The organism is Pseudomonas fluorescens group sp. PF-1, assembly GCF_054481335.1.
In genome coordinates this window covers 1543637-1565803 of record NZ_JBTMNG010000001.1, presented here as the reverse complement: position 1 = coordinate 1565803, position 22167 = coordinate 1543637, and the positions used below count along the sequence as shown (strand labels likewise).

The following is a 22167-nucleotide window of genomic DNA, read 5'->3' as shown; positions in this document are numbered from 1 at the left end:
AGAATGAAAAAACCCGCCGAAGCGGGTTTTTCTACAACGCCGTTAAGCCGACAGCTCAACCAATAGCTTGTTCAGACGACGCACATAGGCCGCCGGATCCTTCAAGCTGTCGCCGGCCGCCAGGGCCGCCTGATCGAAGAGGATGTGCGACAGGTCGCCGAAGCGTTCGTCACTTTGCTCTTTATCGAGCTTCTCGATCAGCGGGTGAGCCGGGTTGAATTCGAAGATCGGCTTCGAATCCGGGACCTTCTGCCCACTGGCTTCCAGGATCTGACGCATTTGCAGGCCCAGGTCCTGCTCGCCGATGGCCAGAATCGCCGGGGAATCGGTCAGGCGATGGGAAACCCGAACTTCGGCGACGGATTCGCCCAGCGCGGTTTTCAGACGCTCAACCAGACCTTCTTTGGACTTGGCGACTTCTTCCGCGGCCTTCTTGTCCTCTTCCGAGTCCAGGTTGCCCAGGTCCAGGTCACCGCGTGCCACGTCAACAAAGCTCTTGCCGTCGAAATCGTTGAGGTAGCTCATCAGCCACTCGTCGATACGGTCGGTCAGCAGCAGCACTTCGATGCCTTTCTTGCGGAAGACTTCCAGGTGCGGGCTGTTTTTGACTTGCGCGTAGGTTTCGCCAGTCAGGTAGTAGATCTTGTCCTGACCTTCCTTGGCGCGCGCCAGGTAATCGGCCAGACCGACCACTTGTTCGCCGTCGTCACCGTTGGTCGACGCGAAACGCAGCAGGCCAGCGATTTTCTCTTTGTTGGCGAAGTCTTCCGCCGGGCCTTCTTTCATGACCTGACCGAAGTTTTTCCAGAAGCCCTTGTATTGCTCAGGCTCGTTTTTCGCCAGTTTTTCCAGCATGTCCAGAACGCGCTTGGTCAGCGCCGACTTCATGGAGTCGATGATCGGGTCTTTCTGCAGGATTTCCCGCGACACGTTCAGCGACAGATCGTTGGAGTCAACCACGCCCTTGATGAAACGCAGGTACAGCGGCAGGAACGACTCCGCCTGATCCATGACGAACACGCGCTGCACGTAAAGCTTCAAGCCTTTCGGCGCTTCACGCTGGTACAGGTCGAACGGCGCACGGGCCGGCACGTACAGCAGCGAGCTGTATTCCAGCTTGCCTTCAACCTTGTTGTGGCTCCAGCTCAGCGGGTTTTCGAAGTCGTGAGCGATGTGCTTGTAGAACTCCTGGTATTCCTCGTCCTTGACCTCGGTACGCGGACGGGTCCACAGGGCGCTGGCGCGGTTGACGGTTTCCCATTCGGCGGCCGGCTTCTCTTCGCCTTCGACGGCCGCCACTTCTTTCGGCAACTCGATCGGCAAGGCGATGTGGTCGGAATACTTCTTGATGATGTTGCGCAGGCGCCAGCCATCGGCGAACTCGTCTTCACCGGATTTCAGGTGCAGGACGATACGGGTACCGCGCTCGGCTTTCTCGATGGTTGCAACTTCGAAGTCACCTTCGCCCTTGGACGACCAGTGCACGCCTTCGCTGGCGGCGCTGCCGGCACGACGGCTGAACACGTCAACTTTGTCGGCGACGATGAATGCAGAGTAAAAACCGACACCGAACTGACCGATCAGGTGCGAATCTTTCTTCTGGTCACCGGTCAGGTGCTTCATGAAATCGGCGGTGCCGGATTTGGCGATGGTGCCCAGGTGCGTGATCGCATCCTCACGGCTCATGCCAATGCCGTTGTCTTCGAGGGTGACGGTCTTGGCGTCCTTGTCGAAGCTCACACGGATCTTCAGCTCGGCGCCACCTTCCAGCAGCTCCGGCTTGGACAGCGCTTCGAAACGTAATTTGTCTACAGCGTCAGAGGCGTTCGAGATCAGTTCGCGAAGGAAAATTTCCTTGTTGGAATACAGCGAATGGATCATGAGGTGCAGCAGTTGCTTCACCTCGGTCTGGAAGCCCAGGGTTTCCTTTTGAGTTTCCACACTCATGGTCATCAAACTCCAATCAGATGGCTAAGCCGCGACCTTGAAGGCCGGCGGCGGGATGTCATCAGAGTTGGGGGCTGTGTTCAGGATTTCAAGGGCTCCTCGAGTTTGAAATGCGCCCGGGCCGTGGCGATGGGTTCCGCTTCCGTGCTTTGCCAGGCTGTAATCGCCACGTTGGCGACGCGACGTCCCTGGCGACACACCTGGCATCGGGCCCAGGTATCGCGAAACTGCCCGGCGCGCAGGTAGTCGAGGGAGAAATCGATAATCTTCGGCACACCTGGCGAGCCGGTGGACACCAGCAGGTGCAACGCGGCGGCCAGCTCCATAAAACCGGCGATGACACCGCCATGAATAGCCGGCAATAAAGGGTTACCAATGTTGTCCTTGTTGGCCGGCAGACGAAACAGCAGTTCATCCCCCACCCGTGAGCATTCGACGCCGATCAGCGCGGCGTAGGGAATCCGCTGCAGCAATACGCCATAGTCGCCCCGCTCATGAGCCTGTTGCAGCTGCTGCTTGAATGAGTCAGTCATTTCGCATCTCCGGCGATCGCGCCACCAAAGCCTTTTGCGCCCTTGATGCCTTTGCCCATCCGCATGAAGGTGCCCACCACGTGGGCAATGGGTTGCTCGGGATCGTCCTGATAGGCGAAGCCGCGGGCAAAGATCACATCGGTGGTCACGCGGTAGCACTGGGCGAAACCGAAGACGTCTTTATTCGGCTCGGCGGCGTGCATGTAGTCGATGCGCAGGTCGAGGGTCGGGCAGACCTCGAACTCCGGCAGCACACAGAGGGTGGACATGCCGCAGGCGGTGTCCATCAGCGTGGTCAGCGCACCGCCATGAATGACGCCGGTTTGCGGATTTCCGACGATTTGCGGGCTATAGGGCAGCACCACCGTGAGCCCTTCGCTGCTGGCGCTGTGAACACGCAGCCCAAGGACCTGGCAATGGCGCAGTGCCGACAGAAATCGTATAGCGCGCTCAAAAACGGGGTTTTCGGCCATTTGATAGAAACTCATATTTAAAAATTCGTGCCGTGAAGTAACGGCCCCGGCAAAAGTTCCGCGTTAGAACAAACTTATATATCTGAACGATTTGAGGAACTTAACCCTGATGGCTGTGCTCGAAAGGCCAGTAGATATTTTCCATAAGGAGAAACACCCCATGCGTAAGACTTTAGCTATTGCCTTGATGTTGACCGCTTCCCTCGGTCTCGCTGCCTGCGATAAAAAATCCGAGGACAAAGCTCAAGATGCCAACAAACATGCTGAGCAAGCTCAGCAAGACATGAACAAAGCTCAGGATAAAGTGAACGACGCTGCGAAAGAAAACGCTGAAGCTGCCAAAGCTCAGGCTGAATCGAACGAAGCAGCGGCAAAAGAAGCCGCGCCTAAAAACTGAAACGGTTTTTAGTGTGAAAAGGAAAACCCGCCAAATGCGGGTTTTCTTTTGCCTGCAATTTGATTAGCCGTAACCTCGTTAGAGCAAAATCGTTCGAAAAGTCGGACTAATCATCAACAACAATGAACAGATTAAACCCACCAGCCAAACCAGACTGCGCTGCCATGTCAGGTCTTTCCAGTAGCACAGCAAATAGATAATTCGCGCGATCACAAAGATGATCGCCAACAAGTCAATGAGCCAGCCCGCTGTCTGCGTGGTATGCGCCATCAACACACCCACGGCAAACAATATGAACGCTTCGAAACTGTTCTGGTGCGCGGCCACTGCGCGGGCCCCCAGGCCCGTAAGTTGCGCCTGCTGTTGGCGCGGCAGGTGATTGTTGTAACCGCCCTGCTCTTTCATGGCCTTGGTCACGGGCATACGCGCCACGTAAATCAGCAACGCACTGATAAACACACACCAGAACGGAATACTCATCAAGCCGCCTCTTTGTTCACGTCAGGCAATGGTGCCTCTGTAGGGGTATAGACCATCACGTCGAGAACGTCGGAGTGAAATTCCCGGCGATACAACACAAACACGACACCGGCACTCATCAACATGAACAACCAGGGACTGACGAACCACGCCAGCATGGTCATGCCGAAGTAATAGGAACGCAGACCAAAGTTGAACTGGTTGGCCGCCATGGAGATAACCCGGGCAGCCCGGGACGCGAAGGCTTTGCGCTCCTGCTCGGACACATGGCGTTCACCGACCATGGGTGCGGAACCCACCAGAACGGCCGCGAAGTTGTATTGGCGCATGCACCAGCTGAACGTGAAGAACGCGTAGACGAACACCAGCGCCAGGCACAGCAACTTGATTTCCGACATCCCCTGGGAAGCCTGTTGCACCATCGGGATATCCGCCAGCAGCGACACCGCTCTTTCCGACGCGCCAAGTACCGTGAGGATACCGGCCAGGATAATCAGCGTGCTGGAGGCGAAGAACGATGCATTGCGCTCCAGATTTCCAATCACGCTGGCATCGGCAATGCGGTTGTCACGCAGCAACATGCGGCGCATCCAGTCTTCACGGTACAGGTGCAACACGCTGGCCAGGCACGCGGTGTCGCGGCCCTTCCATGTTGCGTAACGGGTGTAGCCACCCCAGCAGATAACGAACCAGAGGGCGGCGAGAATGTGGATCAGGTTGGCGTGGATGAACGACATGCAGGTCCTTGTGATGTGCAGGAGGAATACCGAAACCCTGTGGGGTTCTGCAATGCTTCGACGTTGTGTCGGGGAAAAAGACACTGCCTCAAACCCATAAAAATGCCCCGTATCGATTGATACGGGGCATTTCGGTTTCATGCTCGATCGGCCTGCTCGTGACAGGCCGGATAAGCTTAGGCCAAGGCTTCCTCGCGCTTGCCCAACATACGGTCACAGACCACGGCGACCACCAGGGTCATCACCGATGGCACCAGCCAGGCCAGCCCTTGCTCGCTCAGCGGCAAGTGGGCCAATTGGGAGGGCATCCAGTCCGCAAGACCCGCGCCCTTAAGGGCGTCGATCAGGCCGAAGATGAACGACACCAGCATCACCGGGCCGACGATGCGACCTTGCTCGTGCCAGAAGTCCTTGCAGAAGCTCAGTGCCACCAGGGCGATGCACGGCGGGTAGATCGCTGTCAGCACTGGGATCGAAAACGCGATCAGCTTGGTGAGGCCCAGGTTGGACACCAACAGGGAAAACGCAGCCAGGATGATGACCAGCGTTTTGTAGGACAGTGGCAATACACGACTGAAATACTCGGCGCAGGCGCAGGTCAGGCCAACCGCGGTCACCAGGCACGCCAGAGAAATCAGTACCGCGAGGAAACCGCTGCCGAGCGAGCCAAAGGTGTGTTGTACGTAGGCATGCAGTACCGCCGCACCGTTAGTCGCACCAGCCGCCACTTCATGGCTGCCCGAACCCAGGCGGAACAAGCTGACATAAACCAGCGCCAGACCCACACCGGCAATCAATCCGGCGATGATTGCGTAACGGGTGATCAGGACCGGCGATTCGACACCGCGGGAGCGGATAGCGTTGACGATAACGATGCCGAACACCAGGGCGCCCAGGGTATCCATGGTCAGGTAACCATTGATGAAGCCTTGGGAAAACGGCGCCGCAACGTATTCAGGTGTTGCATGCCCGATATCACCGGCCGGCAAGGTGAATGCCGCGATGCCCAGCACAGCCAGGGCAATGATCTTCAACGGTGCGAGGAAGCGTCCAACCGTGTCCAGCAAGCGGCCCGGGTACAGGGAAATGAAGAACACCAGCAGGAAGTAGACCGAGCTATACAGGAAAAGCGCCAGCGGGCTTTCGCCGGTCAAGGGCGCCAGGCCCACTTCGAACGATACGGTCGCGGTACGTGGCGTCGCGAACAGCGGACCAACGGCCAGATAGCACGCAGCCGCCAACAGTCCACCGGCGACTTTACCGATCGGACTGCTCAATGTATCCATCGCGCCACCAACCTTGGCCAGTGCGACAACGGTGATCACCGGCAGACCAACGGCGGTGATCAGGAAACCCAGCGCCGCCATCCAGACATTAGGCCCGGACTGCAAACCGACGATAGGCGGGAAGATGATGTTGCCAGCCCCGACAAACAGGGCGAACGTCATAAAACCAAGTGCCAGGATGTCCTGGCCTTTCAACACTTTCATTAAGGAAATACCACACTACTGAATCGGAATTTAGAGAGGGATTTCCCTATGGGTGAGGGAAATGCTGTCGGTCCGTATGAGACTGACCCGTTTAGCGCGTCGCTGCCTTGTGGGCCGCAGACGCAAAAATGGCGCGTATCCTAACGAATTTGAGCGTCAAGCGCACTGTTAAGGGGCGAACTATCCGATACACGACACTCCCGTGTCGTGTTCACGTATCTAAATTTCATGAGCCCCCTCGCCACAAAAAAGCCTCAAGCGTTTCCAAAGAACCAGAAACGACAAAGGCCACCCGAAGGTGGCCTTTGTTTGGTAAAACGTCAGCTAAGCGCGAAGCTTACTTGACTGCCCAACCAGTCAGCTCGGCCAGGGCCTTGCCGATGTCTGCCAGCGAACGCACGGTTTTAACGCCTGCGTCTTGCAGCGCAGCGAATTTCTCGTCTGCAGTGCCTTTGCCGCCAGAGATGATTGCGCCAGCATGGCCCATGCGCTTGCCCGGAGGAGCAGTCACACCAGCGATGTAGGAAACAACCGGCTTGGTCACGTGTGCCTTGATGTAGGCAGCCGCTTCTTCTTCAGCCGAACCGCCGATCTCACCGATCATCACGATCGCTTCGGTCTTCGGGTCTTCCTGGAACAGCTTCAGGATGTCGATGAAGTTCGAACCCGGGATCGGGTCACCACCGATGCCGACGCAAGTCGACTGGCCGAAACCGGCGTCAGTCGTTTGCTTCACAGCTTCGTAGGTCAGGGTGCCGGAACGGGAAACGATACCGACCTTGCCTGGCAAGTGAATGTGACCAGGCATGATGCCGATCTTGCATTCGCCTGGAGTGATCACGCCTGGGCAGTTAGGGCCGATCAGGGTAACACCCAGCTCGTCGCACTTAACTTTAGCGTCCAGCATGTCCAGGGTAGGAATGCCTTCGGTGATGCACACGATCAGCTTGATACCGCCGAAAGCAGCTTCCAGGATCGAGTCCTTGCAGAAAGGAGCCGGAACGTAGATCACGCTGGCGGTGGCGCCAGTGGCAGCTACAGCGTCTTTCACGGTGTTGAACACTGGCAGACCCAGGTGCTCGGTGCCGCCTTTACCAGGCGTTACACCACCAACCATCTTGGTGCCGTACTCGATGGCTTGCTGGGTGTGGAAACTACCTTGCGAACCGGTAATACCCTGGCAGATAACTTTGGTGTCTTTATTGATCAGGACGCTCATTATTTGCCCTCCGCAGCTTTGACAACTTGTTGAGCAGCGTCGGTCAGGCTGGTAGCAGCGATGATGTTCAAACCGCTTTCTGCCAGTACTTTAGCGCCCAGCTCAGCGTTGTTGCCTTCAAGGCGAACAACAACCGGGATTTTCACGCCGACTTCTTTCACGGCGCCGATGATGCCTTCGGCAATCATGTCGCAACGAACGATGCCGCCGAAGATGTTGACCAGTACTGCAGCGACGTTGGTGTCGGACAGGATGATCTTGAATGCTTCGGTCACGCGCTCTTTGGTAGCACCACCACCTACGTCGAGGAAGTTGGCTGGCTTGCCGCCGTGCAGGTTGACGATGTCCATGGTACCCATGGCCAGGCCGGCACCGTTGACCATGCAACCGATGTTGCCTTCCAGTGCTACGTAGTTCAGTTCGAACTTGGCAGCGTGCGCTTCGCGCGGATCGTCTTGCGACGGATCGTGGAAAGTCTTCAGCTTAGGCTGACGGTACATCGCGTTGGCGTCGATGTTGATCTTGGCGTCCAGGCAGTGCAGATCGCCGTCAGCCTTGATCACCAGCGGGTTCACTTCCAGCAGGGCCAGATCGTGATCCTGGAACAGTTTGGCCAGACCTACGAAGATCTTGGCGAACTGGGCAACTTGCTTGCCTTCCAGACCCAACTGGAATGCCAGCTCGCGACCCTGGAATGGCTGAGCGCCAACCAGTGGATCGATAGTGGCTTTCAGAATTTTTTCTGGAGTGTCGTGAGCGATTTTCTCGATGTCCACGCCACCTTCGGTGGAAGCCATGAACACGATGCGACGGCTCGAACGGTCAACGACAGCGCCCAGGTACAGCTCTTTAGCGATATCAGTGCACGATTCAACCAGGATCTTGGTGACTGGCTGACCATTGGCGTCAGTCTGGTAGGTCACCAGACGCTTGCCCAGCCACTGCTGTGCGAAGGCTTTGGCGTCTTCTTTGTTGCGAACCAGCTTGACGCCGCCCGCTTTACCGCGACCACCGGCGTGAACCTGGGCTTTTACAACCCACTCGCTGCCGCCGATTTTATCGCAAGCTTCTGCTGCTGCTTCCGGGGTGTCTACCGCGTAACCGGTGGATACCGGCAGGCCGTACTCAGCGAACAGCTGCTTACCCTGATACTCGTGAAGATTCATGCTTTTTACCGTCTTCGTTAGGTACTGCGCATTCGGTGCTGCACTTGTTGAAGTGCCGCACCACCTGTGACTGCTGCTTGCGTAGCTGAGCTACGCAAGACTGCGTCCGGCGGACATTCCGCGGTGAGTCTTGCATGCAAGGCTCACGACGGGCCGCAACCGCCGTGGTTTCTTATTGTCTTTTCAGGCATTTGAAAACTGCTGCGCTAGGAAATACTGCGTTAAAAACAGGCTCGGAATGCTCATTGACTGACGTCAACTCCGCTTCCTCACCTGTTTTTGCCTTGTCTTTCCTTCGCTCGCTACGTTTTCAAATTGCCTTCAACGCTTCTTGCGGTTGGCGATGTGGATGGCGCCGCCATTCACTGCCAGAGCTGCTTCGTGCAAGGCTTCAGACAGGGTCGGATGGGAGAAAACCATCATGCCCAGGTCTTCAGCGCTGGTGCCGAATTCCATACCGATTGCGCCCTGTTGAACCAGTTCTGCAGCACTCGGGCCAATCACGTGGACGCCCAACACGCGGTCAGTCTTGGCATCTGCGACGACCTTGACGAAACCACCGGTATCGTTGGCAGCCATGGCACGGCCAGAGGCTGCGAACGGGAAGGTGCCGACGTTAACTTCAACGCCTTCAGCTTTCAAGGCCTGCTCGGTTTTACCCACCCATGCAATTTCCGGGTGAGTATAAATAACCGAAGGGATCAGGTCATAGTTCATCTGGGCTTTGTGGCCCTTGATGCGCTCGACAACCATGATGCCCTCTTCCGAGGCCTTGTGAGCCAGCATCATGCCACGAACCACGTCGCCGATGGCGTAGACGCCCGGTACGGTGGTAGCGCAGTGATCATCAACGTGCACGAAACCGCGCTCGTCGAGGGTCACGCCGCAATCGGCGGCCAGCAGATCAGTGGTCACTGGACGGCGACCAACGGCTACGATCAGCTTGTCGAACGTGATGTTCTGTTCGCCGTTGGCATCGGTGTAGTTCACAACGACTTCGTCGCCGTTCACTTTGGAACCGGTAACGCGCGCGCCCAGCTTGATGTCCAGACCTTGTTTGGTCAGGGTTTTCAGCGCTTCCTTGGAAACAGCGGTGTCCGCTGCCATCAGGAATGTGTCCAGTGCTTCAAGGACAGTCACTTGCGCGCCCAGACGCGACCAGACCGAACCCAGTTCCAGACCGATCACGCCAGCGCCGATCACGCCCAGACGCTTGGGTACGGATTGGAATTCCAGGGCACCGGTGGAATCGACGATTACATTCTGGTCGACCGGAGCCGGCGGAATGTCGATCGGACGCGAGCCAGGAGCCAGGATCACGTTTTCGGCTTCGATGACTTCAACCGAACCGTCAGGCTTGGTGACTTCGACTTTCTTGCCGGCCAGCAGCTTGCCGTGACCCTGGATAGAGGTCACACCGTTGGCTTTGAACAGGGTCGCAACGCCGGAGGTCAGGCCTTTGACGATGTTGGCCTTGCGGCCGACCATCGCTGGCACGTCCATGGTCACGCCGGCGTGATTGATGCCGTGGATCGCGAAACCATCTTGCGCTTCGTGGAACTTCCAGGAGCTGTCCAGCAGCGCCTTGGATGGAATGCAGCCGACGTTCAGGCAAGTACCGCCGAGGGCCAGTTTGCCTTCCTTGTCGGTGTACTTCTCGATGCAGGCAGTGCTGAGGCCCAGTTGAGCGGCCTTGATGGCAGCCACGTAGCCGCCAGGGCCCGCACCGATCACTACTACGTCAAATTTCTGCGACATTCAAAAAATCCTCTTTAGCGAAAAGCTTGAAGCCGCAAGCTGCAAGCCAAACTGCCTTTACCAGCAGCTTGAAACTTGCAGCTCGCGACTGCTTCTATCAGATATCCAGCAGCAAACGAGCCGGGTCTTCCAGCAGGTTCTTGATGGTCACCAGGAAGGTCACAGCTTCTTTGCCATCGATCAGACGGTGATCGTAGGACAGAGCCAGGTACATCATCGGACGGATAACGACCTGACCGTTGATCGCCATTGGACGCTGCAGAATGTTGTGCATGCCCAGAATAGCTGCTTGCGGCGGGTTGACGATCGGAGTCGACATCATCGAACCGAAGGTACCACCGTTGGTGATGGTGAACGTACCACCGGTCATCTCTTCCATCGACAGTTTGCCGTCACGGGCTTTCTTGCCGAAAGTGGCGATGCCGCCTTCGATTTCAGCCAGGCTCATCAGTTCGGCGTTACGCAGAACCGGCACAACCAGACCGCGGTCGCTCGAAACAGCCACACCGACGTCAGCATAGCCGTGATAAACGATGTCGGAGCCGTCGATCGACGCGTTGACTGCCGGGAAGCGCTTCAGCGCTTCGGTGGCCGCTTTCACGAAGAACGACATGAAGCCCAGGCGCACGCCGTTGTGGGACTTCTCGAACAGATCCTTGTACTTCGAACGCAGCGCCATGACTTCGGTCATGTCGACTTCGTTGAAAGTGGTCAGCATCGCCATGTTCGATTGAGCTTCAACCAGACGCTCGGCAACCTTGGCACGCAGACGGGTCATCGGAACGCGTTTTTCAACGCGGTCACCGGCAGCGAACACCGGAGCAGCAGCGGCAGGTGCGGCAGCCTTGGCAGGCGCGGCGGCTGGAGCGGCTTTCTTGGCAGCAACGGCTGCAACCACGTCTTCCTTGGTCACACGACCGCCTTTGCCAGTACCGGCAACGGACGCGATGTTGATGCCGTTCTCTTCAGCCAGCTTGCGAGCGGCTGGAGCAGCGACCGGATCGTCTTCGCCTTCGGCAGCTGGAGCAGCAGCCTGGGCAGCGGCCGGAGCGGCAGCGGCTGGAGCAGCGGCAGCAGCGCCGCCTTCAACGATGGAGCCCAGGACTTCGTCGGACAGAACGGTGTCGCCTTCGTTCTTGACGATAGCGCCCAGCACGCCGTCGGCAGTGGCCAGCACTTCCAGTACGACTTTGTCGGTTTCGATGTCGACGATCAGTTCGTCACGTTTGACGGCGTCGCCCGGTTTTTTGTGCCAGGTGGCAACGGTGCCATCGGCAACCGATTCCGGGAAAGTGGGGGCTTTGATCTCGATAGCCATTATCTGTGGTTCCTTAAATTCGGTTTCAGGTGCGCGAAGGCGTTAAACGGTAAACGCGTCTTGCAGCAGTTTTTCCTGCTGCTCGGCGTGCATCGAAGCGTAACCACATGCTGGGGCAGCAGAAGCCTCGCGGCCCGCGTACTCGAGTACGAGAGACTTGTTGAGGTTGCTGATGCTGCGACGCAAGTGGTGCTGGCTGCAGTACCAGGCGCCCTGGTTCATCGGCTCTTCCTGACACCAGACGGCATGCTTGGCGTTGGTGTAAGGAGCCAGGACTTCTTTCAAGTCGTCCTCAGGGAATGGGTACAGCTGCTCGATACGCACGATGGCGATATCGTCACGGCCTTCGGCACGACGTTTTTCCAGCAGGTCGTAGTAGACCTTGCCGCTACACAGAACAATGCGCTCGACCTTTTTCGGGTCCAGGGCATCGATTTCCGGGATCACGGTCTGGAACGAACCTTCGGCCAGATCTTCCAGAGTCGAGATGGCCAGCTTGTGACGCAGCAGCGACTTCGGCGTCAGGACGACCAGTGGCTTGCGCAGCGGGCGAATCACCTGACGGCGCAGCAAGTGGTAGATCTGAGCCGGGGTGGTCGGCATGCACACCTGAATGTTGTGCTCGGCGCACAGCTGCAGGTAACGCTCAAGACGCGCAGAGGAGTGCTCCGGCCCCTGACCTTCATAGCCGTGTGGCAACAGCATGGTCAGACCACAGAGACGGCCCCACTTGTGCTCGCCGCTGGTGATGAACTGGTCGATAACAACCTGCGCACCGTTGGCGAAGTCACCGAACTGGGCTTCCCAGATCACCAGCGCGTTCGGCGTGGTGGTCGAGTAGCCGTATTCGAATGCCAGTACCGCTTCTTCCGACAGGAACGAGTCGTACAGGTCGAAGCGTGGCTGACCTTCGTACAGGTTTTTCAGCGGAATGTAGGTGCCGGCGTCTTTCTGGTTGTGCAGAACAGCGTGACGGTGCGAGAACGTACCGCGGCCGATGTCCTGACCGGTCATGCGAATCGGGTGACCTTCGAACGCCAGGGTCGCGTACGCCATGGTTTCAGCGTAACCCCAGTTGATCGGCAGGCCGCCGGCTTGCATCTTCTGACGGTCTTCGTAGATCTTCGCAACCTGGCGCTGAACCACGAAGCCTTCCGGAATTTCCAGCAGCTTGGCGGACAGTTCCTGCAGGGTTTTCAGGTCGAAGCGAGTGTCGTGACGCGCAGTCCAGGCGTGACCCAGGTACGGGCGCCAGTCCACGAACAACTCTTTGTTCGGCTCTTTGACCAGGCTCTTCACTACGTGCAGACCGTTGTCCAGCGCGTTGCGGTATTCGTCGACCTTCGCCTGAACACGCTCTGCGTCCAGCACACCGCTCTGGGTCAGACGATCAGCGTACAGCTCACGGGTGGTGCGCTGCTTGGTGATCTGCTGATACATCATCGGCTGGGTGCCGCTTGGCTCGTCCGCCTCGTTGTGGCCGCGACGACGGTAGCAGAACATGTCGATCACCACGTCGCGCTTGAACTGCATGCGGTAATCGATGGCCAGCTGGGTCACGAACAATACGGCTTCCGGATCATCACCATTCACATGGAGGATCGGCGCCTGAATCATTTTCGCAACGTCGGTGGCGTACTCGGTGGAGCGCGAGTCCAGCGGGTTGCTGATGGTGAAACCAACCTGGTTGTTGATCACGATGTGCACGGTACCGCCGGTCTTGAAACCGCGGGTCTGCGACATCTGGAAGGTTTCCATGACCACGCCCTGACCTGCAATTGCAGCGTCACCGTGGATGGAGATCGGCAGAACCTTCTCGCCGGTAGGGTCGTTGCGACGATCCTGACGGGCACGGACCGAACCTTCGACCACTGGAGAAACAATTTCCAGGTGGGACGGGTTGAAGGCCATGGCCAGGTGAACTTCACCACCGGTGGTCATCACGTTGGACGAGAAGCCCTGGTGGTATTTAACGTCACCGGAACCCAGCTCGACCTTCTTCTTGCCTTCGAACTCGTCGAACAGCTCGCGCGGGTTCTTGCCGAAGGTATTGACCAGCACGTTCAGACGGCCACGGTGGGCCATGCCGATGACGATTTCCTTGGTGCCGTAGGAACCGGAACGCTGGATCAGCTCGTCAAGCATCGGAATCAGGCTCTCGCCGCCTTCCAGACCGAAACGCTTGGTGCCCGGGTATTTGGTGCCCAGGTATTTTTCCAGGCCTTCACCGGCAGTCACGCGCTCAAGCAAGTGGCTCTTGATGTCAGCGGAGTACGTTGGACGGCCGCGTACGCTTTCCAGACGCTGCTGGAACCACTGGCGCTGCTCGGAATCGGTGATATGCGTAAATTCAGCGCCGATGGTGCGGCAATATGTCTGCTGCAACGCTTCGTGAATTTCGCGTAGGCTCGCCTCCTCTTTGCCGATGAACAGGTCGCCGGCACGGAAGGTCGTATCAAGATCGGCATTGGTCAAGCCGTAATGATTGATCGACAGGTCTGCAGGTGCAGGACGCTGCCACAGCCCCAGCGGGTCAAGCTGGGCTGCCTGGTGGCCACGCATACGGTAGGCCTGGATCAATCGCAGCACTTCAACTTGCTTCTTCTCGTGCTCACTGCTCACGCTGCCGGCGGAAACCGGTTGAGCGCGGCGCTGGTTCTTTGCCAGCAAGACGAAATGATCGCGAATTGTGGAGTGCGAAACATCGGTGGAAGAGTTGCCGTCAGCAGGCAACTTCTGGAAGTAGGTGCGCCACTCTTCTGGCACAGCGTTAGGGTCGTGCAGGTAAAGCTCGTAGAGCTCTTCCACATAGGCAGCGTTACTACCGGATAGGTAGGCACTGTTCCACATGCGCTGCATCACGCTTTCTTGCATGCTTGGTCACCCTCGGTTAGGGGAACACCATCGGTGTCGACGCCGAGCAAACTTGCAGAAGTCCGAATGCAGCGACCAAAACAAGCCACTAGGATCACACTGATAGTCCGGGTACCAGCCCGGATGCCCCTGCTTGTCTCATTTCTTCAAAATAAGAGCGGCAGCTTTATGAGCTGCTGCTCAGGTTAAAACTACGGTGCCGGTTGAAGCCTGCACCGTAGCATCCACGGGTACAGCGGTCCTACGGGTACAGCAGCTGAATCACACGCCGCTGGAAAGCAGCATGTTACGAATGTGACCGATGGCCTTAGTCGGGTTCAGGCCCTTCGGACAAACGTTGACGCAGTTCATGATCCCGCGGCAGCGGAATACGCTGAACGGGTCATCCAGCGAAGCCAGACGCTCGGACGTCTTGGTGTCACGGCTGTCTGCCAGGAAGCGATACGCTTGCAGCAGTGCAGCTGGACCCAGGAACTTGTCCGGGTTCCACCAGAAGGACGGGCAAGAGGTCGAGCAGCAAGCGCACAGGATGCACTCGTACAGACCGTCGAGCTTTTCACGCTCTTCAGGGGACTGCAGACGTTCGATGGCCGGAGCCGGCGTGTCGTTCTGCAGGTAAGGCTTAACCTTCTCGTATTGCTTGTAGAAGATGCTCATATCGACGACCAGGTCACGGATAACCGGCAAACCTGGCAGAGGACGAATGATCAACTTGTTACCTTTTACAACGGCAGACAGCGGCGTGATGCACGCCAGACCGTTTTTGCCGTTGATGTTCATGCCGTCGGAACCGCAAACACCTTCACGGCAAGAGCGACGATAGGAGAAACCTTCGTCCTGCTCTTTGATCAGGGCCAGTACGTCCAGCACCATCAGGTCTTTACCACCGGTATCAACCTGGAAATCCTGCATGAACGGCGCAGCGTCCTGATCAGGGTTGTAACGATAAACACTGACTTGCAACATGGCGGCCACCCTTAATAAGTCCGAATCTTAGGTTCAAAAGTCGGAACAGTTTTCGGCGAGAAGTTTACGGCACGCTTGGCGACGCGTTTCTCACCCGGGAAGTACAGGGTGTGGCACAGCCAGTTTTCGTCGTCACGGTCTTCGAAGTCTTCACGGGCGTGAGCACCGCGGGACTCTTTACGCACTTCGGCAGCGATGGCGGTAGCTTCAGCCACTTCCAGAAGGTTTTGCAGTTCCAGAGCTTCGATACGCGCAGTGTTGAACGCCTGCGACTTGTCGTTGATCTTGACGTTGGCGATGCGCTTGCGCAGATCAGCCAGCTGGGCAATACCCTTCTGCATGTATTCGCCAGTACGGAATACACCGAAGTAGTTCTGCATGCAGCTTTGCAGCTCGCGACGCAGGGTTGCCACGTCTTCGCCATCGGTACGCGCGTTCAGAGCGGACAGACGAGCCAAGGCCGCATTGATGTCGGCGTCGGTGGCGTCGTCGTAGTCGATACCGTCGGTCAGCGCTTTTTCCAGGTGCAGACCGGCCGCACGGCCGAAAACCACCAGGTCGAGCAACGAGTTACCGCCCAGGCGGTTGGCACCGTGAACCGATACGCAAGCCACTTCGCCTACAGCGAACAGACCAGGGATGATGGTATCTACGCCGTTGGCGTCCTGAGTCATCGCCTGACCGTGAATGTTGGTGGCAACGCCGCCCATCATGTAGTGGCAGGTCGGAACAACCGGAACCGGAGCAACCACCGGGTCAACGTGAGCAAACGTTTTCGACAGTTCGCAGATGCCTGGCAGACGGCTGTGCAGCACTTCCTCGCCCAGGTGGTCGAGTTTGAGCATCACGTGGTCGCCGTTCGGGCCACAGCCGTTGCCGGCAATGATCTCTTTAACCATCGAACGGGCAACAACGTCACGACCCGCCAGGTCTTTGGCGTTCGGAGCATAACGCTCCATGAAACGCTCGCCGTGCTTGTTGATCAGGTAACCACCTTCACCACGGCAACCTTCGGTCACCAGTACACCGGCGCCGGCAATGCCGGTCGGGTGGAACTGCCACATTTCGATGTCTTGCACCGGAACGCCAGCACGCAGAGCCATGCCAACGCCGTCACCGGTGTTGATCAGGGCGTTGGTGGTGGACGCGTAGATACGACCTGCACCGCCAGTGGCAAGAACGGTAGCCTTGGCACGGATGTAGGTGGTTTCACCGGTTTCGATGCAGATGGCGATAACGCCGACGAACTCGCCTTTCTGGTTTCTGACCAGATCGACAGCGTAGTACTCGTTCAGGAACGTGGTACCGGCTTTCAGGTTACCCTGATAAAGGGTGTGCAGCAGGGCGTGACCGGTACGGTCGGATGCCGCGCAGGTACGTGCAGCCTGGCCGCCCTTACCGTAGTCCTTGGACTGACCGCCGAACGGACGCTGGTAGATGCGGCCGGTTTCGGTACGGGAGAACGGCAGACCCATGTGGTCCAGTTCGAAAACCGCAGCCGGGCCTTCCTGACACATGTATTCGATAGCGTCCTGGTCACCGATATAGTCGGAACCCTTGACGGTATCGTACATGTGCCAGCGCCAGTCATCGTTCGGATCCGCAGACGCGATGGCGCAGGTGATGCCACCCTGTGCCGATACGGTGTGCGAACGCGTCGGGAAAACCTTGGTGATTACGGCAGTCTTGTGACCGCCTTGTGCCAGTTGCAGCGCAGCGCGCATGCCAGCACCGCCACCACCAATGATGATGGCGTCGAAAGAAATCGTTGGAATGTTAGCCATGACTCAGATACCCCAGAGAATCTGCACACCCCAGACGAAGTAAGCGAACATCGCAACGCCGCATACTGCCTGGAAAAGGAAACGTATAGCAGTCGCGGACTTGCCGAACGCCATTGGCGTCAGGTAGTCGGTCGCGATGGTCCACATGCCGACCCAGGCGTGAGCGCCAAGGGCAACGAGGGCCAGGAGACTGAAGATACGCATCCAGTTGTTGGCGAACAGTTCATGCCACTGGGCATAGCCGAGGCCCGGGTGGGCAACGACGTATCCGATCAGAAAGATGAAGTAAGCCGCGAGAACGACCGCAGACACACGTTGCGCCATCCAGTCATAGAGGCCCGAACGCGACAGGTTCGTGACGTTAGTTACCATATCCAAACTCCTGCCAGAACGATTACCACCACGGAAATGGCGATAACGATTTTCGAGCCCAGCTTGCCGCCTTCCAGCGTCTCACCGATGCCCATGTCCATGATCAAGTGGCGCACACCGGCAACCAAGTGATACAGCAGAGCGGACAGAATGCCCCAAATCACTAGCTTCGCTAGCGGACTGGTCAGACACGCTTTCACCTGACCGAAGCCTTCCTCGGAGCTCAGCGACTTGTCCAATGCGTAAAGCATGATGGCAAGGCACACGAAGAGGATGACGCCGGATATACGGTGAAGAATGGACGTGTAAGCAGTGACTGGGAGTTTGATGGTCCTTAGGTCTAGGTTTACAGGTCGTTGGCTTTTCACGGCTTTTTTTTCACACTGAAGAGCCCCTAACAATCAGGGCAAAGTTGTTGGGGAGTGCACTGGTCAGGTAACCACCACCCAGGGAGGCGACCCCCAATAAAGCAAGCCCAAAAGCCCTTGGCGGTCGGTGGCCGAGTATAGACAGTTAGGCTACTAATGACAACGCAATCGCCTCACCCAAACAGCGGATTGCGCATCTGACATAAAAGGCGTAAATGGCAGGCAATTTCGAGAAAAAAGTCCGGTTAAAGCCTTCTGGAGCAAGACTTTAGGCAAATTGACATTCGAATTTATCTCACTATAGTGGTGCGGGCCCTGCGTGGGGGGTCTGTCTGATGATTTCAAGCATAAATAGGAGGCCACATGGCTGACAAAAAAGCGCAGTTGATCATCGAGGGCGCAGCCCCCGTCGAGCTGCCCATTTTAACCGGCACCGTTGGTCCCGATGTTATCGATGTTCGGGGCCTGACGGCCACGGGCCGTTTCACCTTTGACCCTGGTTTCATGTCGACCGCCTCCTGCGAGTCGAAGATCACCTATATCGACGGCGACAACGGCATTCTGCTGCACCGCGGCTATCCGATCGAGCAGTTGGCTGAAAAGTCGGACTATCTGGAAACCTGCTATCTGCTGCTCAACGGCGAATTGCCGACCGCAGAACAAAAGGCCCAGTTCGTCAGCACCGTCAAGAACCACACCATGGTTCACGAACAGCTGAAGACCTTCTTCAACGGTTTCCGTCGCGACGCTCACCCGATGGCCGTCATGTGCGGTGTAGTCGGCGCCCTCTCGGCCTTCTACCACGACTCCCTGGACATCAATAACCCGCAGCATCGCGAAATTTCCGCGATCCGCCTGGTTGCCAAGATGCCAACCCTGGCAGCGATGGTTTACAAGTACTCCATGGGTCAACCCATGATGTACCCGCGCAACGACCTGACGTACGCGGAAAACTTCCTGCACATGATGTTCAACACTCCGTGCGAGATCAAACCGATCAGCCCGGTACTCGCCAAGGCCATGGACCGGATCTTCATCCTCCACGCCGACCACGAGCAGAACGCATCGACCTCTACCGTACGTCTTGCCGGTTCTTCGGGTGCCAACCCGTTCGCCTGTATCGCCGCCGGTATCGCTGCACTGTGGGGCCCTGCCCACGGCGGCGCCAACGAGGCCGTTCTGACCATGCTCGATGAAATTGGCGATGTTTCCAACATCGACAAGTTCATTGCCAAGGCCAAGGACAAGAACGATCCGTTCAAGTTGATGGGCTTCGGTCACCGCGTTTACAAAAACCGCGACCCACGCGCTACCGTCATGAAGAAAACCTGCGACGAAGTGTTGAAGGAACTGGGTATCCAGAACGATCCGCAACTCGAACTGGCCATGCGCCTGGAAGAGATCGCCCTGACCGACCCGTACTTCATCGAGCGCTCGCTGTACCCGAACGTCGACTTCTACTCGGGGATCATCCTCAAGGCAATCGGCATTCCAACCAGCATGTTCACCGTGATCTTCGCCCTGGCGCGGACTGTCGGCTGGATCTCCCACTGGAAAGAAATGCTCTCCAGCCCGTACAAGATCGGCCGCCCGCGCCAGCTGTACACCGGCTACGAGTCGCGTGACATCACCAAGCTGGAAGACCGCAAGTAAGACCTGTCTTGCTGTAGCGTCTTGACCGTCCCGCAAACGGCCTCTATGAAAATAGAGGCCGTTTTTGTTTGTGCGCTTGTTGTGTACATATCCATTTCTTCGGCGACGGCCACCCCGGGTTCCCCCCTTACAACAGGCGCCCCAGTCACCAGGCACTCTTGCTCCCGCCCTTGCCGTAACGTCACCTCCGTGGGAGCTGACTCGCCAGCAATGGTGGGACAGCCCGGGAAATTAACCGCCCCCTGCAAGAGCGAACCTGCTCGCGATGGACACCAACGATAACTCGCCCTGTCTGGCTGCCCGAACTATCCGTACGTTTTCGCGAGCAAGCTCGCACCTACATTCCTATTGGGAGAATATTCACGGAATCGTGCGATCACCGCCCAATAAAAATGCCCCGATCTTTCGACCGGGGCATCTTTTACAACTGCGTTACTTATATAAAAGCATCAAGCCTTAGTGCGAAACCGCCCCACTCGCACCCAGACCGGTCTGCGAGCGAACGAATTGCGGGAAGAACAGCGCCCGTTCGTTGTCCGCCGCTGCCGACTTGTCGGTAATCGAGAAGAACCAGATGCCGATGAAGGCAATGATCATCGAGAACAACGCCGGGTACTCGTAAGGGAAGATGGCCTTCTCGTGGTGCAGGATCTGCACCCAGATGGTTGGACCGAGCACCATCAAACCAACTGCACTGATCAGCCCCAACCAGCCACCGACCATCGCACCCCGAGTGGTCAACTTCTTCCAGTACATCGAAAGCAGCAGTACAGGGAAGTTACAGCTCGCCGCAATGGAGAACGCCAGGCCGACCATGAATGCGATGTTCTGGCTTTCGAACAGAATACCCAGACCGATCGCCAGCACGCCCAAAATGACGGTGGTGATTTTCGAGACCCGGATTTCGTCCTTGTCGTTGGCCTTGCCCTTCTTGATCACACTGGCGTACAGGTCATGAGACACCGCCGAAGCACCGGCCAGTGTCAAACCGGCCACCACTGCCAAAATGGTCGCGAAGGCTACCGCCGAGATGAAGCCCAGGAAAATACTGCCACCGACCGCGTTGGCCAGGTGCACCGCCGCCATGTTGTTGCCGCCCAACAGCGCACCAGCCGCATCTTTAAACGCAGGATTGGTGCTGACCAACAGGATCGCGCCGAAGCCAATGATGAAGGTCAGGATGTAGAAGTAGCCAATGAAGCCCGTTGCGTACAGCACGCTCTTGCGAGCTTCTTTCGCGTCACTCACGGTGAAGAAGCGCATCAGGATGTGCGGCAGGCCAGCGGTACCGAACATCAGTGCCAGGCCGAGGGAGAACGCCGAGATCGGATCCTTCACCAGTCCGCCCGGGCTCATGATCGCTTCACCTTTAGGGTGAACCTTGATCGCCTCGGAGAACAGAATGTTGAAGTCGAAGTTGACGTGCTTCATCACCATCAGTGCCATGAATGAGGCGCCGGACAGCAGCAACACTGCCTTGATGATTTGTACCCAGGTGGTCGCCAGCATGCCGCCAAACAGCACGTACATGCACATCAGGATGCCCACCAGGATCACTGCAACGTAGTAGTCGAGACCGAACAGCAACTGAATCAGCTTGCCGGCACCGACCATTTGCGCGATTAAGTAAAACGCCACCACCACCAGCGAACCACAAGCAGACAGCGTGCGGATCTGGGTTTGCCCGAGGCGGTAGGACGCCACGTCGGCAAAGGTGTACTTACCCAGGTTACGCAGGCGCTCGGCGATCAGGAACAGAATGATCGGCCAGCCCACCAGAAAGCCGATCGAGTAGATCAGGCCATCGTAGCCGGAGGCGAACACCAGGGCGGAAATACCCAGGAAGGACGCTGCGGACATGTAGTCACCGGCAATCGCCAGACCATTCTGCAAACCGGTGATATTGCCACCCGCCGCATAGTAGTCAGCCGCCGACTTGTTGCGCTTGGAAGCCCAGTAGGTGATGCACAGGGTCGCGCCAACGAACACCACGAACATCAGAATCGCGGGAACGTTCAGCGGTTGTTTATGCACTTCGCCGGTCAGGGCTTCGGCTGCCCAGGCGCCAGGTGCAAACGCTGCGATGCTCAATAGAGCCATTAGACGCCGGATCATTGCTGAGCCTCCTTGAGAATCGCATTGTTCAGGTCGTCGAATTCGCCATTGGCGCGTCGTACGTAAATGCCGGTCAGGACAAAGGCCGAAACAATCAGCCCGACGCCAATCGGTATGCCCCAGGTAATCGAAGATTCCGGGCTCATTTTCGCACCCAGAATATGCGGCCCATAGGCAATCAAAAGGATGAATCCGGAGTAAAGCCCTAGCATGATCGCCGAAAGAATCCAGGCGAATCGTTCTCTCTTGCTAACCAGCTCCTTGAATCGCGGGCTGTTTTGAATCGAGAGGTAAATGCTGTCGTTCATTGTTTTTATCCTCGCAGCACAGATTTAGTTGGAACGATATCCACTGTAAGCGGCTGCGAGCCAGGTTCCAGACGACCTTAGTCTTAGAACGACATGACGTTTTCGCCAATTTCCGGCCGATAAAAAACAGCCGTCACACAACGTTAGTCCCTCAGAAATAAAAAGGGCCGCCCGACATGGATATCGGGCGACCCTGCAATGCGCGGATT

The 22167-nt window shown here is 57.3% G+C and carries 19 protein-coding genes; 2 read left to right on the top strand and 17 right to left on the bottom strand.

Features of this window, described 5'->3' with window-relative positions; all coding sequences use genetic code 11:
* Positions 1 to 42: 42 nt before the first annotated feature.
* The 3 genes from htpG to ACX3YD_RS07435 all read right to left on the bottom strand — a co-directional run bounded on the left by htpG (position 43) and on the right by ACX3YD_RS07435 (position 2953).
* Positions 43 to 1947 (bottom strand): molecular chaperone HtpG, encoded by a 1905-nt coding sequence (gene htpG / locus ACX3YD_RS07445; protein WP_103402735.1) that lies wholly within the window; start codon positions 1945 to 1947, stop codon positions 43 to 45.
* An 80-nt stretch (positions 1948 to 2027) separates the two neighbouring features.
* A complete protein-coding gene (locus tag ACX3YD_RS07440) occupies positions 2028 to 2480 on the bottom strand; it encodes a PaaI family thioesterase (protein ID WP_047531865.1) in 453 nt (150 codons plus the stop codon).
* The gene (locus ACX3YD_RS07435; RefSeq protein ID WP_458960392.1) at positions 2477 to 2953 is read right to left on the bottom strand and encodes a PaaI family thioesterase; all 477 of its coding nucleotides are present in this window, start codon (positions 2951 to 2953) and stop codon (positions 2477 to 2479) included. The genes ACX3YD_RS07440 and ACX3YD_RS07435 overlap by 4 nt, the downstream gene beginning before the upstream one ends.
* Before the next feature lie 160 nt (positions 2954 to 3113).
* Between ACX3YD_RS07435 and ACX3YD_RS07430 the strand changes: the two genes are divergently transcribed.
* Positions 3114 to 3350 (top strand): hypothetical protein, encoded by a 237-nt coding sequence (locus ACX3YD_RS07430; protein WP_047531867.1) that lies wholly within the window; start codon positions 3114 to 3116, stop codon positions 3348 to 3350.
* Positions 3351 to 3428: 78 nt separating this feature from the next.
* On the opposite strand, the gene ACX3YD_RS07425 is transcribed toward ACX3YD_RS07430, so the two are convergent.
* From ACX3YD_RS07425 to sdhC, 12 genes are all read right to left on the bottom strand, one after another.
* Entirely contained in the window at positions 3429 to 3830 is a 402-nt protein-coding gene (locus ACX3YD_RS07425; protein ID WP_103402530.1) for an MAPEG family protein, read from the bottom strand.
* The gene (locus ACX3YD_RS07420; RefSeq protein WP_103402529.1) at positions 3830 to 4567 is read right to left on the bottom strand and encodes a DUF599 domain-containing protein; all 738 of its coding nucleotides are present in this window, start codon (positions 4565 to 4567) and stop codon (positions 3830 to 3832) included. The genes ACX3YD_RS07425 and ACX3YD_RS07420 overlap by 1 nt, the downstream gene beginning before the upstream one ends.
* A 176-nt stretch (positions 4568 to 4743) precedes the next feature.
* Positions 4744 to 6057 carry a branched-chain amino acid transport system II carrier protein gene (gene brnQ, locus ACX3YD_RS07415; protein ID WP_458959576.1) on the bottom strand — a complete coding sequence of 438 codons (1314 nt, stop codon included), beginning with the start codon at positions 6055 to 6057 and terminating at the stop codon, positions 4744 to 4746.
* 337 nt (positions 6058 to 6394) lie between these two features.
* Positions 6395 to 7276, bottom strand: coding sequence for a succinate--CoA ligase subunit alpha (sucD, locus tag ACX3YD_RS07410; protein ID WP_003223019.1), 882 nt, complete (start codon positions 7274 to 7276; stop codon positions 6395 to 6397).
* A complete protein-coding gene (sucC, locus tag ACX3YD_RS07405; RefSeq protein ID WP_003223015.1) occupies positions 7276 to 8442 on the bottom strand; it encodes an ADP-forming succinate--CoA ligase subunit beta in 1167 nt (388 codons plus the stop codon). Before sucC ends, sucD begins: the two co-directional genes overlap by 1 nt.
* Before the next feature lie 321 nt (positions 8443 to 8763).
* Positions 8764 to 10200 (bottom strand): dihydrolipoyl dehydrogenase, encoded by a 1437-nt coding sequence (lpdA, locus tag ACX3YD_RS07400; RefSeq protein ID WP_458959575.1) that lies wholly within the window; start codon positions 10198 to 10200, stop codon positions 8764 to 8766.
* Between the two features lie 97 nt (positions 10201 to 10297).
* Positions 10298 to 11518 (bottom strand): 2-oxoglutarate dehydrogenase complex dihydrolipoyllysine-residue succinyltransferase, encoded by a 1221-nt coding sequence (odhB, locus tag ACX3YD_RS07395; RefSeq protein ID WP_103402527.1) that lies wholly within the window; start codon positions 11516 to 11518, stop codon positions 10298 to 10300.
* Positions 11519 to 11560: 42 nt separating this feature from the next.
* On the bottom strand, positions 11561 to 14392 hold the full coding sequence (locus ACX3YD_RS07390; RefSeq protein WP_103402526.1) for a 2-oxoglutarate dehydrogenase E1 component: 2832 nt from the start codon (positions 14390 to 14392) through the stop codon (positions 11561 to 11563).
* Between the two features lie 261 nt (positions 14393 to 14653).
* The gene (locus ACX3YD_RS07385; RefSeq protein ID WP_047538970.1) at positions 14654 to 15358 is read right to left on the bottom strand and encodes a succinate dehydrogenase iron-sulfur subunit; all 705 of its coding nucleotides are present in this window, start codon (positions 15356 to 15358) and stop codon (positions 14654 to 14656) included.
* 11 nt (positions 15359 to 15369) lie between these two features.
* Entirely contained in the window at positions 15370 to 17142 is a 1773-nt protein-coding gene (sdhA, locus tag ACX3YD_RS07380) for a succinate dehydrogenase flavoprotein subunit (protein WP_103402525.1), read from the bottom strand.
* A 3-nt stretch (positions 17143 to 17145) separates the two neighbouring features.
* Positions 17146 to 17514 (bottom strand): succinate dehydrogenase, hydrophobic membrane anchor protein, encoded by a 369-nt coding sequence (gene sdhD / locus ACX3YD_RS07375; RefSeq protein WP_047531886.1) that lies wholly within the window; start codon positions 17512 to 17514, stop codon positions 17146 to 17148.
* Entirely contained in the window at positions 17508 to 17882 is a 375-nt protein-coding gene (sdhC, locus tag ACX3YD_RS07370; RefSeq protein ID WP_103402524.1) for a succinate dehydrogenase, cytochrome b556 subunit, read from the bottom strand. The genes sdhD and sdhC overlap by 7 nt, the downstream gene beginning before the upstream one ends.
* 363 nt (positions 17883 to 18245) lie before the next feature.
* Here sdhC and gltA point away from each other — a divergent pair, with 363 nt between their 5' ends.
* The gene (gltA, locus tag ACX3YD_RS07365; protein WP_008032658.1) at positions 18246 to 19535 is read left to right on the top strand and encodes a citrate synthase; all 1290 of its coding nucleotides are present in this window, start codon (positions 18246 to 18248) and stop codon (positions 19533 to 19535) included.
* A 456-nt stretch (positions 19536 to 19991) separates the two neighbouring features.
* Here gltA and ACX3YD_RS07360 read toward each other — a convergent pair whose 3' ends face one another.
* On the bottom strand, positions 19992 to 21650 hold the full coding sequence (locus ACX3YD_RS07360; protein ID WP_458959574.1) for a cation acetate symporter: 1659 nt from the start codon (positions 21648 to 21650) through the stop codon (positions 19992 to 19994).
* On the bottom strand, positions 21647 to 21958 hold the full coding sequence (locus ACX3YD_RS07355; protein WP_458959573.1) for a DUF485 domain-containing protein: 312 nt from the start codon (positions 21956 to 21958) through the stop codon (positions 21647 to 21649). Before ACX3YD_RS07355 ends, ACX3YD_RS07360 begins: the two co-directional genes overlap by 4 nt.
* Positions 21959 to 22167 lie beyond the last annotated feature (209 nt).

Bases quoted from the DNA above. Each gene is read 5' to 3' on its own strand.
- htpG (WP_103402735.1), bottom strand. From the start codon at position 1,947: ATGAGTGTGGAAACTCAAAAGGAAACCCTGGGCTTCCAGACCGAGGTG.
- ACX3YD_RS07440 (WP_047531865.1), bottom strand. From the start codon at position 2,480: ATGACTGACTCATTCAAGCAGCAGCTGCAACAGGCTCATGAGCGGGGC.
- ACX3YD_RS07435 (WP_458960392.1), bottom strand. From the start codon at position 2,953: ATGGCCGAAAACCCCGTTTTTGAGCGCGCTATACGATTTCTGTCGGCA.
- ACX3YD_RS07430 (WP_047531867.1), top strand. From the start codon at position 3,114: ATGCGTAAGACTTTAGCTATTGCCTTGATGTTGACCGCTTCCCTCGGT.
- ACX3YD_RS07425 (WP_103402530.1), bottom strand. From the start codon at position 3,830: ATGAGTATTCCGTTCTGGTGTGTGTTTATCAGTGCGTTGCTGATTTAC.
- ACX3YD_RS07420 (WP_103402529.1), bottom strand. From the start codon at position 4,567: ATGTCGTTCATCCACGCCAACCTGATCCACATTCTCGCCGCCCTCTGG.
- brnQ (WP_458959576.1), bottom strand. From the start codon at position 6,057: ATGAAAGTGTTGAAAGGCCAGGACATCCTGGCACTTGGTTTTATGACG.
- sucD (WP_003223019.1), bottom strand. From the start codon at position 7,276: ATGAGCGTCCTGATCAATAAAGACACCAAAGTTATCTGCCAGGGTATT.
- sucC (WP_003223015.1), bottom strand. From the start codon at position 8,442: ATGAATCTTCACGAGTATCAGGGTAAGCAGCTGTTCGCTGAGTACGGC.
- lpdA (WP_458959575.1), bottom strand. From the start codon at position 10,200: ATGTCGCAGAAATTTGACGTAGTAGTGATCGGTGCGGGCCCTGGCGGC.
- odhB (WP_103402527.1), bottom strand. From the start codon at position 11,518: ATGGCTATCGAGATCAAAGCCCCCACTTTCCCGGAATCGGTTGCCGAT.
- ACX3YD_RS07390 (WP_103402526.1), bottom strand. From the start codon at position 14,392: ATGCAAGAAAGCGTGATGCAGCGCATGTGGAACAGTGCCTACCTATCC.
- ACX3YD_RS07385 (WP_047538970.1), bottom strand. From the start codon at position 15,358: ATGTTGCAAGTCAGTGTTTATCGTTACAACCCTGATCAGGACGCTGCG.
- sdhA (WP_103402525.1), bottom strand. From the start codon at position 17,142: ATGGCTAACATTCCAACGATTTCTTTCGACGCCATCATCATTGGTGGT.
- sdhD (WP_047531886.1), bottom strand. From the start codon at position 17,514: ATGGTAACTAACGTCACGAACCTGTCGCGTTCGGGCCTCTATGACTGG.
- gltA (WP_008032658.1), top strand. From the start codon at position 18,246: ATGGCTGACAAAAAAGCGCAGTTGATCATCGAGGGCGCAGCCCCCGTC.
- ACX3YD_RS07360 (WP_458959574.1), bottom strand. From the start codon at position 21,650: ATGATCCGGCGTCTAATGGCTCTATTGAGCATCGCAGCGTTTGCACCT.
- ACX3YD_RS07355 (WP_458959573.1), bottom strand. From the start codon at position 21,958: ATGAACGACAGCATTTACCTCTCGATTCAAAACAGCCCGCGATTCAAG.